This window comes from Actinoplanes flavus (assembly GCF_017592555.1).
GTDB classification, from domain to species: domain Bacteria; phylum Actinomycetota; class Actinomycetes; order Mycobacteriales; family Micromonosporaceae; genus Actinoplanes; species Actinoplanes flavus.
On record NZ_JAGFNS010000001.1, the window covers coordinates 645,590 to 659,777 of the forward strand.

8 protein-coding genes and 1 pseudogene are annotated in these 14,188 nt (G+C 72.3%); 1 reads left to right on the top strand and 8 read right to left on the bottom strand.

Annotated elements, in window-relative coordinates; translation table 11 throughout:
• Positions 1-202 precede the first annotated feature (202 nt).
• A pseudogene (locus tag J5X75_RS02990) lies at positions 203-1,195 on the bottom strand (TerC family protein); the annotation flags it as partial.
• Positions 1,196-1,204: 9 nt separating this feature from the next.
• Positions 1,205-1,960 (bottom strand): pentapeptide repeat-containing protein, encoded by a 756-nt coding sequence (locus J5X75_RS02995; RefSeq protein ID WP_208465638.1) that lies wholly within the window; start codon positions 1,958-1,960, stop codon positions 1,205-1,207.
• Between the two features lie 312 nt (positions 1,961-2,272).
• Between J5X75_RS02995 and J5X75_RS03000 the strand changes: the two genes are divergently transcribed.
• On the top strand, positions 2,273-3,514 hold the full coding sequence (locus J5X75_RS03000) for a lamin tail domain-containing protein (protein WP_238487130.1): 1,242 nt from the start codon (positions 2,273-2,275) through the stop codon (positions 3,512-3,514).
• A gap of 71 nt (positions 3,515-3,585) precedes the next feature.
• Here J5X75_RS03000 and J5X75_RS03005 read toward each other — a convergent pair whose 3' ends face one another.
• From J5X75_RS03005 to J5X75_RS03030, 6 genes are all read right to left on the bottom strand, one after another.
• Positions 3,586-6,753 carry a non-ribosomal peptide synthetase gene (locus J5X75_RS03005; protein WP_208465640.1) on the bottom strand — a complete coding sequence of 1,056 codons (3,168 nt, stop codon included), beginning with the start codon at positions 6,751-6,753 and terminating at the stop codon, positions 3,586-3,588.
• A gap of 85 nt (positions 6,754-6,838) precedes the next feature.
• Complete coding sequence (locus J5X75_RS03010) at positions 6,839-7,111, bottom strand: hypothetical protein (protein WP_307797901.1); 273 nt, start codon at positions 7,109-7,111, stop codon at positions 6,839-6,841.
• An 8-nt stretch (positions 7,112-7,119) separates the two neighbouring features.
• Entirely contained in the window at positions 7,120-7,449 is a 330-nt protein-coding gene (locus tag J5X75_RS03015; protein WP_188119705.1) for an ArsR/SmtB family transcription factor, read from the bottom strand.
• Between the two features lie 96 nt (positions 7,450-7,545).
• Entirely contained in the window at positions 7,546-13,215 is a 5,670-nt protein-coding gene (locus J5X75_RS03020; RefSeq protein ID WP_208465642.1) for a non-ribosomal peptide synthetase, read from the bottom strand.
• Positions 13,212-13,412 carry an MbtH family protein gene (locus tag J5X75_RS03025; protein ID WP_208465643.1) on the bottom strand — a complete coding sequence of 67 codons (201 nt, stop codon included), beginning with the start codon at positions 13,410-13,412 and terminating at the stop codon, positions 13,212-13,214. The genes J5X75_RS03020 and J5X75_RS03025 overlap by 4 nt, the downstream gene beginning before the upstream one ends.
• Positions 13,409-14,176 (bottom strand): thioesterase II family protein, encoded by a 768-nt coding sequence (locus tag J5X75_RS03030; RefSeq protein WP_208465644.1) that lies wholly within the window; start codon positions 14,174-14,176, stop codon positions 13,409-13,411. Before J5X75_RS03030 ends, J5X75_RS03025 begins: the two co-directional genes overlap by 4 nt.
• Between the last annotated feature and the right edge of the window lie 12 nt (positions 14,177-14,188).

Consider the following 14,188-nt stretch of genomic DNA (forward strand, 5'->3'; position numbering starts at 1 on the left):
AGCAGTGCCCCGCGGCGACCCGTTCGTCGTGCCGCCGGTGCGCCCGCCGGAGCAGCTCCATGAGTTCGGCCTGCTCCCGGACCCGGGCCCGGTAGCGTTCCGGCAGCCGCTCGAGGTTCTCCTCCTCGGCCAGCAGCCGGTGGTAGATCTCGTCGCAGTAGGCCGGATCGGTCTCGACGTCGAGGAACTCGGTGGCGTGCCGGCGGGCCGCGGCCACCGAGGTGCGGGCCCGGCCCTTGGGGCTGAGCAGCGAGGCGATCACGGTGATCAGCAGGACGCCGACGATGACGCCGAGCGACACGGCGGTCGGGATCTCGACCACGTCGACCGGCTCGCCGTCGTTGATGAACGGCACGTTGTTCTCGTGCAGGGCGTGCAGCACCAGTTTCACGCCGATCAGCGCGAGGATCGCGGCCAGCCCGTAGGACAGGTAGACCAGCCGGTCCAGCAGCCCGTCGATCAGGAAGTACAGCTGCCGCAGCCCGAGCAGGGAGAAGGCGGTGGCGGTGAAGACCAGGTAGACGTTCTGGGTGAGGCCGAAGATGGCCGGGATCGAGTCCAGCGCGAAGAGGATGTCGGTGCCGCCGATCGCCACCATGACCAGGAGCATCGGGGTGAGCACCCGCTTGCCGTCCCGGTAGGTGAAGAGCTTGTCCCCGTCGTACGTGTCCGTGGTGTGCAGGAACCGGCGGGCCAGCCGGATCACGATGTTGTTCGGCGGCTCACCCTCGCCGTCGTGCTTCTCCTTCAGCAGGTTCCCCGCGGTGACCAGCAGGATCAGGCCGAACAGGTAGAAGATCCAGGCGAACGAGTTGATCAGCGCGGCGCCGAGCAGGATGAACCCGGTCCGGGCCAGCAGCGACACCACGATCCCGAAGAGCAGCACCTTCTGCTGGTCCGCCCGGGGCACCTTGAAACTGCTCAGCAGCAGCAGGAAGACGAACAGGTTGTCGACCGAGAGCGCCTCCTCGGTGACGTATCCGGCGAAGTACTCGGCGCCCATCGTGGAACCGCCGAACACCCACACCGCGACGCCGAACAGAATGGCGATGGAGACGTAGACGGCGGTCCACAGGGCGGCCTCGCGCAGCCGGGGCACGTGCGCCTTGCGAACGTGGAAGAAGAAGTCGAACAGCAGGAGGCCGACGATTCCGAGGACGGTCAGGACCCACACCACTCCGGACACCTGCTGCATCCACCCATCCTAGGGTCGATCGCCGTCCGTCACTGCGGCTCGCAACTGTGACGAGGTCAGGAAGAGAACCCCGTCGAGATTCGCGCCGCGCAGGTCCGTACCCCGCATGTCGGCTCCGGTGAAATCGGCCCGCCGCAGGTCGGCGTCGCGCAGATCGGCGCCGATGAGAATCGCGCCGCGGAAACTGGCGCCACGCAGATCGGCGCCGCGCATGCGGCGGCCGATCAGGCGGGCGCCGCTGTGGTCCGGCCCTCGGCGGCCCGCCCGGGCCATTTCACTGGCTCTGCGCAGAAGCGGAACAACCTTTCCCCGGTACGTGTCCACGTCCATTTCTCGCAATTCGGCCGGCGACCGGCCCGCCATCGCATCGGTCTCGTCGAGAGCGGCTCGCAGCCGGGGGTGCAGCTTTCGCGTCTCGGTCAGTTCCAGCGCCTCGGTGAGGTACCACATCAATTCGTGCAATTGCCGCACCACCGGCAGCGTCGCGAACATGTCCCCGGCGATTCCCGGAGTGGACCGCCAGTCCCGCCCGCCGAACGTCTCCTGGGTGATGCGCTGACCCGCGCCGAAGCAGTCGAACACCACGCAGCCGTGGAAGCCGCGCTGCTCCAGCCGCTCGTGAATGGTGCAGCGGAAGTCGGCGCCCAGGTTGCGGCAGGGCTGACCAGCCGGCTTGTCGACCGCGAAATCCGAGGAGCGGGCGAAGGCCGGTGCGACGCAACAGAGCGCAGCGCACCGTGCACAATCAGCAATCAATTCAGTCATGTCATCCGATTCGTAGAACTGCGGGTTTCGCGCACTGGACAGTTATCCATGAAATCGGGCGGCTGACTGAAATCGCCCAATATCACCGTGGCCGGTACCTGCGTCACTTTACCGACAGCGGTTCACCGGGCCGTTCACCTGCGCTTTTGATCACTGAGTGCCGACAGGGACCACCTCCGGGTAGCACCAGCGGGTAGGGTGCCTGGGCGGGATGAACGATGACCATGTGCATCGATTCTCGATAGCGTCGACGTTCAATGCCCGGAGCGGGCGCTTCGAGTGCTGCCCACACCACGGAGGATCTCTAACGACATGCACAGACGACCGAAAACGATTCTCGGCAGCGTCGCCGCCGGTGCACTGGCCGCCACCGCGGCGGTGTTCGGCGTCAGCCCGGCGTCGGCCGCGACCGCGCCGACCTTCAACATCGTCCCGCTGCGGACCGCCTGGGGTCCGGTGACGCTGAGCGGCAGTGCCGAGCCCGGCGCCAATGTCGAGCTCTACGAGTGGGCCTACGTGTGGGGTTCCGACTGGGACAAGGCGCGCCTCTCGCAGGAGAAGGCCGTCGACTACGACAACGGCGGTTTCGTCCACACCACCGCCAACTCCAGCGGTCAGTGGAGCATCACCCGCAACCTCGACTCCGGCCACGTCATGATGGTCGGCGTCGGCAACGACTACTCGCAGATCCGCAAGGCCGCCCTGCGCGTCAAGGCGGACCTGAGCGTCACGGTCAGCGGCACGACGGTGAACTTCGACGTCAGCACCGACCCGTCGCAGCCGGGCCTGCCGATCGAGATCCAGCGGTACGACAACGGCACCTGGGTCAGGAACGTGGCCACCGGCGCCACCAGCCAGGCCGGGAACGCCGCCACCTGGAGCGGCTCGGCCGCGAACCAGCCGGCCGGCACCTCCTACTACCGGGCGTTCCTCGAGGGCGACGACACGAACTGGGCCGACAAGTCCAACTACATCGTCGCGAACTACTCGGAGAACCAGTCGGCCACCGTCGGAAGCGGCAGCAGCCACGGGGTGCCGCCGACCAACCCGACGCCGTCGCCGGTCTACGACACCGGTGTGGTGGTGACGCCGCCGACCACCACGCCGCCGACCACCACGCCCACCAAGCCGCCGACCACGACGCCGACCAAGCCGCCGGCGACGACCCCGGCCGGCCCCGCGGTGGGTTCGATCCAGTTCACCCGGATCCAGTACAACGCTCCCGGCGTGGACAAGAAGACCAACAAGAGCATCAACGGCGAGTACTTCCGCCTCACGAACAAGACCAAGAGCACGGTCAACCTCAAGGGCTGGATCGTGCGGGACGCCGCCGGGAACCTCTACCGGTTCACCGCGAACTACTACCTGGGCGCGGGCAAAAACGTCTACGTCCGCACCGGTAAGGGCTCGAACACGTCGTCCACCCGCTACTGGGGCAAGACCAAGCACGTGTGGAACAACGGCGGCGACGTCGCCTACGTGCGTACCAGCGCCAACAAGACGATCGACACCTGCAAGTGGACCAAGCCGGGCAAGGGCTACACCAACTGCTGACCGGTCGTAGCGACACGACGACGGCCCTCCGGGTTCCTCCCGGAGGGCCGTCTCGTCTTCGGAGGTGGCGGTCAGTCCTCGGCGAGGGCCGACACCAGGGCCGCCAGGTCGTCGTCGTCCAGCGCGAGGAGATCTTCGTCGGCGGGCCCGGCGGCGGTCTCCGGGCCGGCCGGCACCGCCTTCTCGGCGATCCGCTCGACCGTGTGCAGCGTCAGCACGTCGCTCACACTGATCTGCCAGCCGGCGCTGCGCGACCGGGTGACCACCTGGATCGCCCGGATGCTGTCACCGCCCAGGTCGAAGAACGAGTCGGAGGCGCCGACCCGGGTGACCGACAGGGCCTCGGCGAAGGCGGTGGCCAGCGCCCGCTCGGCGGCGCCGGACGCCTCCCGGCCCACGGTCACGGTGACCTCGGGGTCGGGCAGGGCCTTGCGGTCCACCTTCCCGTTGGCGTTGAGCGGCAGCGCGGGCAGGACCATCACGACGGCGGGGATCATGAAGTCCGGCATGGTGTCGCGCAGCCCCTCGCGGACCGCGGCCGGCTCCGGCGTGTGTCCCTCGGCGCCCACCACATAGGCGACCAGCCGTTTCACGCCCGGAGCGGTCTCCTGGGCGGTGGCGTACGCCTGGGAGATCTCCGGCAGCCGGGTGAGCGCCGCCTCGACCTCGCCCAGCTCGATCCGGAAGCCGCGGATCTTCACCTGCTGGTCGCCGCGGCCCACGTACTCGAGCACGCCGTCCGCACGCCAGCGCACGATGTCGCCGGTGCGGTACAGCCGCGAGCCGGGCGGGCCGAACGGTGAGGCCACGAACCGCTCGGCGGTGACGGCCGGCCGGTTCAGGTAGCCGCGGGCGTTCGCCCATCCGGCCAGGTAGAGCTCACCGGAGACGCCGGCCGGCACCGGGCGCAGGTCCGGGCCGAGCACGTACACCCGCGTGGCGTCCAGCGGCGCCCCGATCGGCGGCACCCCGTCGGCCTCGTCCACCGGCATGAGCGTGGCGAACGTGGTGGTCTCGGTCGGCCCGTACGCGTTGACCAGCTTCGTGCCGGGGCAGGCCGCCCGGACCGCCCGCATCGCCTCGCCGGACGCCGCCTCGCCGCCGGTGAGCACCGTGCGCAGCCCGGCGAACGCCGCCGCCCGGGTGCCGGCGATCAGATTGAACAGCGAGGTGGTGAGGAAGGCCGCGGTCACGCCGTGCGCCTCGACCAGGCGGGCCACCTCGTCGGTGGTGAGCTGCCCGGGCGGGGCCACCACGATCCGGCCGCCGGTGAGCAGCGGGACCCAGATCTCGTACGTCGACGCGTCGAAGGCGTGCGAGGAGTGCATCAGGATCCGCTCGTGGTCACCGTCACGCCACCGCCCGTGCGCCGCGAAGGCCAGCACGTTGCCGTGGGTGATGGCGACGCCCTTGGGCCGCCCGGTGGACCCGGAGGTGTACATGATGTACGCCAGCCGGTCGGGGTCGCCGGGCCGCGACGGGGTGACGGCCGGGGCCGGTGCGTCCAGGTCGGCGGCCGACACGCGGAGCACCGGGACCGGGAGGCCGGCGGGCGCGTCGGTGAGCAGCAGGCGGACCCCGGCGTCGGCCAGCATCGCCTCCTGCCGGGCGGGCGGATCGGTGGGCCGCAGCGGGAGGTAGGCCCCGCCGGCCTTGATGATGGCCAGCGTGGTCAGCACGACCAGCGCGGAGCGCTCGGCCAGGATGGCCACCGGCTCCTCGGCCCGGATCCCCCGGTCCACCAACCGGGCGGCGAGCGCGTCGGCGGCGGCGTCCAGGCGCGCGTAGGTGATCTCCCGGGTCCCGTCGACGACGGCGACCGCCTCCGGGGTGAGCGCCGCCTGCCGGGCGAACGCGGCGGCCAGGTCGCCTCGCGGCGCGGGGGCCGTCGACCCGTTCCACTCGATCAGCATCCGCCGCCGCTCGTCCGCGGTGGTCAGCTCGAACAGGCCCACGGCGGCGTCCGGCAGGGCCGTCACGGCCAGCAGGAACCGCTGGTAGAGGCTCTGAACAGTGTCGAGGTCGTCGCGCGACCAGCGGTCCGGGTTGCCGTCGACGTCGATCCGCCAGCCGCTGCCGTCACCCCGGTCGTAGAAGCCGAGTGACAGGTCGTCGACCGGCCCGAGGGAGAGGTTGTGGGTGACCGTGGGAATCCCGGCGAGCGTCACCTGGTAGTCGAACGCCATCACGTTGACGACCGTGCCCCAGCCGGTGCCGGCGGTGCGTTCCGGCTGCCAGTCCTCGAAGCGGCACCGCTGGTGCCGCAGCGCCTGCCGCAGCTCGCCGGAGACCCGGGGTACGAGGTCGCGCAGGGTGTCGCCCGGGTTCACCGGGACGCGCAGCGGCACGACGTTGGAGGACAGGTTCGGGGTGGCCCGCAGCAGCTTGCTGGTCCGGCCGGTGACCGGCACGCCGAGGACCACGTCGGTACGCCCGGTGCAGCGGTGCAGGAAGGCCGCGGTGGCGGCGATCAGCAGGACCGGCCAGCGGGTCCGCAGCTCGCGGGCCACCTCGGCGATGGCGCCGGTCTGCCCGGGCGTGACGTGCCCGGAACGGCGCAGGTGCACGGCGCCCGGGTCGGGGGTGGCCGGGCCGCGGGTGGCCCAGTGGTCGCTGAGCTTGACCGGGCTGGCCGAGGCCGCGTGCTCGCGCCAGAACCGCAGGTCCTCCTGGAAGTCGGGGCCCTCGCGGTACGCGATGTCGGCGGCCAGCGTCTCGGCGAGCGGTCCGGCGACCGGCGGCGCGCCGGCGACCGGCTCCCCGGTGACGATCTCGGTGTAGTAGACGCCGATCTTGCGGAACAGCAGCGAGGCCGCGTAGCCGTCGCAGGCGATGTGGTGCCCGCGGGCGTAGTACAGGAAGCGCCGGTCGGCGACCCGCAGCAGCGCGAAGGTGAACAGGCCGCCGGCCTCCAGGTCGATCCGCTGGCTCATGTCCGCCTGGATGAACTGCCGGGCGGCGGCCTCCGGGTCCGGTGCGGCGCGCAGGTCGACGCGGCTGATCCCGGCGCGCGCGTCGTTGATGATCAGGCGGAGTTCGCCCTGGTCGTCGCGGCGGACCGCGATCGCCTTGAAGGTGGGCGCCTCCTCCAGGACCCGGGACCAGGCCTGCTCGAAGGCGTCCTGGTCCAGCTCGCCGTCCACCTCGGTTAACTCGGCGATGTTGTAGGCGTGCCCGGTCGGGTCGAGTTCGTGACCGAGCCAGATGCCCATCTGCCCGGCTGACAAAGGTAGCTGCATAGGTCTCTCATCTCACGACAGTGGAGCCCTGGATACGGGGGAATCGCAGGGCTCCACTGTGTCGATGAGGCCTATATTTCTGGTGTCACCCGACCTCGCGCATCATCTTCTCCATCGCCGAGGTGGCCTCCCGCACCTGCAGGAGCTCGGCGACGGTCCGCCGCTGCAACTCGGCGTTCTCCTCCAGCAGCCGCGCGCATTTCTCGGCGAGCTCCTGGTACTGCTTCTCCCGGGCCGCGGCCAGGCGCGCCCGCCAGGTGGCGGCGACCTGCCACACGATCACGATGAGCACCGCGAAGATCCCGGCGGCAGCCAGCACGCCCACCCAGTCGTCGCCCGTGGAACCCAACGCACTCACCATCGCCTTCACTTCTCGTCGCCATCGCCGCGCCGGTCGTCACTCAGCGTCTTCACCGCTTCCGCCACCGACTCCGGTGTCAGATGCAGCGCGAACGGTGTGACCTCGAAGAACTTCATCGCCTTGCCATCCGCGGACAGCTCGAGGCTCCCCTCGATGAGGCCCGCGGCCTCCAGCCGGGCGAGGTGCATGTGCAGGAGCGGCCGGCTCATGCCCAGGCGCCCCGCCAACCGGCTGACGTAGTCACGTTCGACGGAGAGCATCCCGACGATCCTGAGACGGTGCTGATTGCTCAGCGCCGTCAGCATTTTCAGCAGGTCGTCCCCTGTGACATCCATCCGCGTGAACCTCATTTCCGGCGCATGGAGAGCCTTTCACACGCGCGGAGAGGTGTCAACGGGACATGACAGGTGTCAGCAAATTCTGTCATGTGATCAGTAGCCTCCCCACTGCGCCACGACCGTATCCCGCTCCGCCGCGCTGAGCAGGTCGATCTCGCGCACCGGCCGGTCCACGCCGTCGGCCAGGGTCTCCAGCGCCAGCATCATCCGGTCCAGGTGGGCCTCGGTCTCGGCGAGCGTGACGAGGTCGGGCCGGTAGCCCAGGCGTACGGTGAGGCCGTCGTCCGGGCCGGGCACCGCGACCAGCCGCAGCGGATAGTGCGTGGCGTCGTCCAGGCCGAGCCCGGTGACCCGGATGCCGGCGCCGTCCGGATCGGCCAGCGACTCCACGTCGAAGGGATAGTTGACCAGCATCGTCGTGGTGTCGAAGAGCTGGGTGCAGCCGGTCAGCCGGTGGATCCGGCCCAGCCCCAGGTGCTGGTGGTCGAGCAGTTCGGTCTGCTCGTCCTGGAAGGCGGTCAGCGCCTGCCCGACGGTCCGGCCGGAGTCGAGGCGCACCCGCACCGGCACGGTGTTCACGAACAGGCCGATCATCCGGTCGGCGCCGGGCAGGTCGGCCGGGCGGCCGGAGACGGTGGTGCCGAACACCACGTCCTCCCGGCCGGTGATCCGGGCCAGCACCAGGCCCCAGGCGAACTCGACCGCGGTGTTGAGCGTGACGCCCAGCGGGTGGACCGCGTCGAGCAGCCGGCGGACGACCGTGCCGGGCAGGTCACGCATGATCTGCCGCTGGGCGGTGACCGCCGCGCCCGGGATCTCCGGGGCGACCAGCAACGGGCCGGGCAGGCCGTGCAGGTTCCCGGCCCAGGCCCGCTCGGCGGCGCCGGTGTCCCGGCGGGACAGCCACTCGGCGTGCGCGCGGTGGGTGGGCGCGACGGTGTCCGCGTACGCCCGCGGGTCGGTCCACAACCGGCGCAGCTCGTCCACCAGGATCGGCATCGACCAGCCGTCGAGCGCGATGTGGTGGCCGGTGACCGCCAGCCGCCACGCGTCCGGGCCGAGCCGCATCAGGGCCAGCCGCAGCAGTGGCGGCCGGTCCAGGTCGAAGCCGCTCCGCTCGGCGGCGGCCAGCCGGCCGGCGGCGGCCTCCCGCTCCTCGGCGGGCAGCACACCGAGATCGGTCTCCCGCCACGGCAGCACCCCGCCGGGGCGTACCACCTGGACCGCGGTCCCGCTGTCGAGCTGGTGGAAACCGGTACGCAGGGCCGAGTGCCGGTCGATCAGCGCCTGACCGGCCGCCCGGATCCGGGCCGGATCCACGTTCCCGGAGAGGTCGAGCCGCACCTGCGTGGTGTAGACGTCGGTGCCGCCGTCACGCGCCTCCGCGGCGTGGAACAGGAACCCCTCCTGCAACGGGCTCAGCGCGAGGGCGTCGGCGAGATCCGGTACGCGGGACTCCAGCGCCGTGACCTCCGCCGGGGACAACCCGGCCAGCGGCAGGTCGGAAGGGGTACGCCCGCCCGGTACCGCCGGGTCGGCCAGTGCGGCCAGACCGGTCAGCTCGTCGCGCCACCGCTCGGCGGGCACCCGGTACCCGGCCGCGGTGATCCACCGGGCGTGCAGGGTGGTCCCCCGCTCCCCCGGGCGCGCCTGGACGTGCACCTCGGTGCGGTAGCCCAGCGGCATGCCCGGGTCGATGCCGGAGGGCAGCGCCTCGGTGGTGACCAGCGGCCACGCGCCGGGGATCGCCCCGCCGACGGCGCCGAGGTAGTTGAACAGCACCGCCGCCGGACCGGCCGCGACACCGGACCGCACCTGCTCCTTCACCCGCATCAGGGCGGCCCGCCGGTCGGCGCCCGCACCCTCCGCGCGGACCGGGCGCACGCTGGTCAGCCAGCCGACCGTACGGGACAGGTCGGCGTCCGAGTCGCGGCCGTGGCCCTCCACGTCGATCGGCCCCTCCGGTCCGGGCAGGGCCCGCGACAGCGCGGTGATCAGCAGGTCGTCGAGCCGGGCGTGGAACTTCTCCGCCACCCGTTCGAGCCGCTCGACCACGTCGGCCGGCACGGTGATCTCGTCGTGCCGGGCGTCGCCGGCCACACCGTAGGTGGTGCCGCGCACGTCGCCGGCCGTCTGACCGAGGGCCCAGGTGCGGTAGGAGACCGGCACCGGCTCCAGGGTGGGCGCCTCGCCGCGGGTGCGGGCGGCCGCCGCGGCGGCCAGGTCGGGCAGCAGCACCTGCCAGGAGACGGCGTCGACGACCAGGTGATGCGCGCAGAGCACGAGACGGCCGGCGCTCACCCGTACGCCCAGAAGGTTTCGACCTTGAACGGGGTCGAGACGCCGGGCGGCGAGCTCGGCCGCGGCGTGGGCCGACGCGATGCCGTCCGTGGGCAGCAGGATCCCGGCGTCGTCGGCGGGCGGCGGGATCTCGAAGCCGTCGTCGCCGGGCAGCAGGCGCGCCCGCAGCACCGGGTGGTGGCGCACCACGTCGCGCAGCGCGGCGGCGAGCGTGGCGTCGTCCAGCCCGGCCGGTGTCTCGACCACGACGGCCTGGTGGAAGCCGTGGAACTCACCGCCCCGGGCGACCAGCGACGACCCGAGCGGCGGCAGGGGCGCGCGGCCGATCGCGGCGTCCGCGCTCTCCACGGTGACCGCGTCGGCGGGCCGGGCCACCGCGGCCAGCGCGGCCGCCGTCCGCAGCCGGAACACGTCCTTGGCCGTGACGATCCAGCCGGCCTGCCGGGCCAGCGACACCACCCGCATCGCGAGGATGCTGTCGCCGCCCAGGTCGAAGAAGCTGTCCGAGACACCGGCCCGCTCCAGGCCGAGCACCGCGGCGAAGGCGCCGGCGAACGCCGCCTCGGCCGCCGACCGCGGCTCGTCGTCACCGGCACGCCCGACGGTGGGCGTCTCCGGCGCGGGCAGCGCGTTGCGGTCGACCTTGCCGTTCGGGGTGACCGGGAACGCGTCCAGCAGCACCAGCGAGGTCGGGACCATGTGCGCGGGAAGCGTTCCGGCCACCGACTCCAGCAGGTCGATCGGGTCCGGGGCGTGGCCCGGCTCGGCGATCACGTAGGCCACCAGCCGCTGCACGCCGGGACGGTCCTCGCGGACCAGCACCAGCGACTGCGAGACGTCCGGGCAGGCGGCGAACGCGGCTTCGATCTCGCCCGGCTCGATCCGCTGCCCGTGCAGTTTGACCTGGTGGTCGCTGCGGCCCAGGTACTCCAGGGCGCCGTCGGGACGCCAGCGGACCAGGTCGCCGGTGCGGTACATGCGCTCGCCGGGAGGACCGTACGGGCAGGCCACGAACCGTTCCGCGGTGAGCCCGGGCCGGCCGAGATAGCCGTGCGCCAGGCCGACACCGGCCAGGTACAGCTCGCCGACCACCCCGGGCGGGACCGGGCGCAGGCGGCGGTCCAGGGCGTACACCTGGATGTTGGTGATCGGCGAGCCGATCGGCACGGTCACCGCGCCCGGCTCGGGGCGGCACTCCCAGGCGGTCACGTCGACCGACGCCTCGGTCGGGCCGTACAGGTTGTGCAGCTCCACCCCGGGCAGCAGCTCGGCGAACCGCCGCTCCAGGTCGACCGGCAGGGCCTCGCCGCTGCAGACCACCCGGCGCAGCCCGGTGCAGCCGGCCGCGGCCGGCTCCCGGAGGAACTCGCCGAGCATCGACGGCACGAAGTGCACCGTGGTGATCCGTTCGTCGCGGATCAGCGCGGCCAGGTAGGCCGGGTCGCGGTGCCCCTCCGGACGGGCGACGACCAGGGTCGCGCCGACCAGGCAGGGCCAGAAGAACTCCCACACCGACACGTCGAACCCGGCCGGCGTCTTCTGCGCGACCGGCTCGCCGGGGCGCAGGCCGTACCGCTGCTGCATCCACACGAGACGGTTCACGATGCCGCGGTGCGGGACGGCCACGCCCTTCGGGCGGCCGGTCGATCCGGAGGTGAAGATGACGTACGCGGTGTCGTCCGGGCCGGCCGGGCGCCGTTCGGCCGCGGTGAGCCGGTGCGCGGGAACCCCGGTCAGGTCGAACGTGGTGTCCTCGGTCAGGACACAGACCGGGTCGCCGTCCTCGATCATCTGGGCGATCCGGGCGGGCGGGTAGTCGGGGTCGATCGGCAGGTAGGCGGCGCCCGTCTTGAGCACCGCGTACAGCGCCACGACCAGGTCGAACGAGCGGGGCAGGGCGACACCGACCAGGCGGCCGGTCGCGGCGCCCTCGGCGATCAGCCGCCGGGCCAGGCGATTCGCCCGCTCGTCCAGTTCCCGGTACGTGAGAGCCGCGCCCTCGAAACGCAGGGCGACAGCGTCCGGGGTCCGGTCCGCCTGCTCCTCGAACCGGGAGATCAGCGTGCCGCCGGGCACCTCCGCCGCGGTGTCGTTCCACCGGTACAGGACGTCGGCGCGCTCGGCCGCACTGAGCGGGTCGAGGTCGTCCACGGCGACGTCCGGGTTCCCGGCGACCGCGGTCAGCAGCCGGGCGAGCCGGTCCAGCAGAGCCGCCGCCTCGTCCGCCGGAACCACGTCCGGGCGGTGGCCGAGCCGCATCTCCAACCCGTCGCCCGCGGTGACCGCCAGGCGCAGCGGGTAGTGGGTGCTGTCCTCGATCCGGTAGCCGGTGACGCGTACGCCGGCCGCGGTCAGCGGCGCGGTGACCGCCTCGTGGTCGAGCGGGAAGTTCTGGAACACCGTCGTCGTGTCGAACAGCGCCGGATGCCCGGCCGCCCGCTGGATGGCCGCGAGCGGGGTGTGGTGGTGCTCGATCAGCTCCGTCTGGGTGGTCTGGAGCCGGGCCAGGCAGCTCGCGGCGGACTCCCCCGCCCGCGGGCGCAGGCGGACCGGCACCGTGTTGAGCAGCAGGCCGACGATCCGGTCGCTGCCGGGCAGCAGCGGCGGGCGGCCGGAGACGGTGGTGCCGAACACCACGTCGTCCGAGTCCAGCACCCGGGACAGCAGCACGCCCCAGCCGAACTGGATCACGGTGCTCAGGGTCCAGCCGTGCCGGCGGCCCTGCTCGGCCAGGCGGTCGGCGATCTCCGCGGGCAGCACGGCACGGACCTCGTGCTGCATGATCGCGGGCAGGTCGGCGGCCTGCGGCGCGTAGTGGGTGGGCGTCTCCAGGCCGGCGAGCGCCCCGGTCCACGCCTGTTCGGCCGGCCCGGTCGGCTGGGCGCGCAGCCAGGCCAGGAAGTCGCGGAACTGGGGCGCCGGCGGCAGCGTGCCGTCCCGCCCGGCGTAGAGGGTGAACAGTTCGCCCAGCGCCACCGGCACCGACCAGCCGTCCCACAGCAGGTGGTGCACGGTGAGGACCAGCCGGTGGCGGCCGGGGGCGAGGCGGAGCAGGGCGAACCGCAGCAGCGGCGGGCGGTGCGGGGAGAACCCGGCCGCCCGCTCGGCGCCGGCGATCCGGGCGGCCTCGTCCTCGCGGGAGCCGGTGGGCGTACCGGTCAGGTCGTGCTCGCTCCAGGCCGCCGGAACCTCGCGGTGGATGAGCTGCACCGGCCGCTTGAGTCCACGATGGTGGAAGGCCGCGCGCAGCGCGCCGTGCCGGGCGATCAGCCGGTCGGCGGCCGACCGCAGGCGGGCGGGGTCGAGGTCGCCGTCGAGGTCGAGCCGCAGCTGGGTGGCGTAGACGTCGACGCCGGCCCCGTCGTCCTGCTCCTGGACCGCGTGCAGCAGAAGGCCCTCCTGAAGCGGGGTGAGCGGCAGCGCCGACTCGATGCCCTCGGGCAGTTTTCCGGCAGCGCTCATCGCGAAGCCTCCCGCGGGCGCAGATCGGTCCAGTTGCGCTCGACGTAGCGGACGCACTCGTCGCGCGCGGACTCGGCGAGCGCGACGCTCCAGCCGGCCGGCACGGTGACCGTGGCCGGCCACAGCGAGTGCTGGTCATGCTCGTTGGTGAGCACCAAAAACCGGCCGTCGGCGTCGTCGAAGGGGTTGGCACTCATGCCGTCACCTCCGCGGCGAGCTTCTCGGTGATCAGCCGCGCCAGCGCGTCCGGCGCGGTCTCGGTGTAGAAGTGGCCGCCCTGGATGGCGCGGACCTCACATCCGGCGACCGTGTGGCGGGCCCACTCGGTGGCGTGGTCGACCGTGAAGGACGGGTCGATGTCCCCGGCGATGGCGGTGATCGGGCAGGTCAGCGGGGCGCCCGCGGCGTACCGGTAGTCGGCGATCAGCCGGAAGTCACCGCGCAGGATCGGCATGGCCAGCTCACGCAGCTCGGCGTCGGCGAGCAGCTGGGCGCCCGCGCCGCCGAGCGAGTCGACGTAGCGCAGCACCGACGCGTCGTCCGGGAAGGTCAGCGCCCTGCTGTTGTCGTGGTGCGGGGCCCGGCGGGCGGAGGCGAACAGCCGCCGCAGCGCGTTCGGCCGCCGCGAGCGCAGGCGGCGGGCCGTCTCGAAGGCGACCGTGGCGCCCATGCTGTGGCCGAAGAAGGCGGCCGGGCGGTCGAGGCGCTCCAGCATGGCGCCGGTGATCTCGTCGACGAGTTCGGCGAGGGTACGGGGCATCGGCTCGCCGTAACGGTCCTGCCGGCCGGGGTACTGCACCGCGACCAGCTCGATGTCGGGCGGGAGCAGCGTGGCCAGCTGATGGAACGAGCTGGCGGCGCCACCCGCGTGCGGGAAACAGAAGAGGGTCAACCGTGCGGCGGGCCGAGGCGCTATCACCCGGAAGCAGTCACGCGCCGCTACGTGCTTGGCAACAGTCATGAGCGTGCAGAC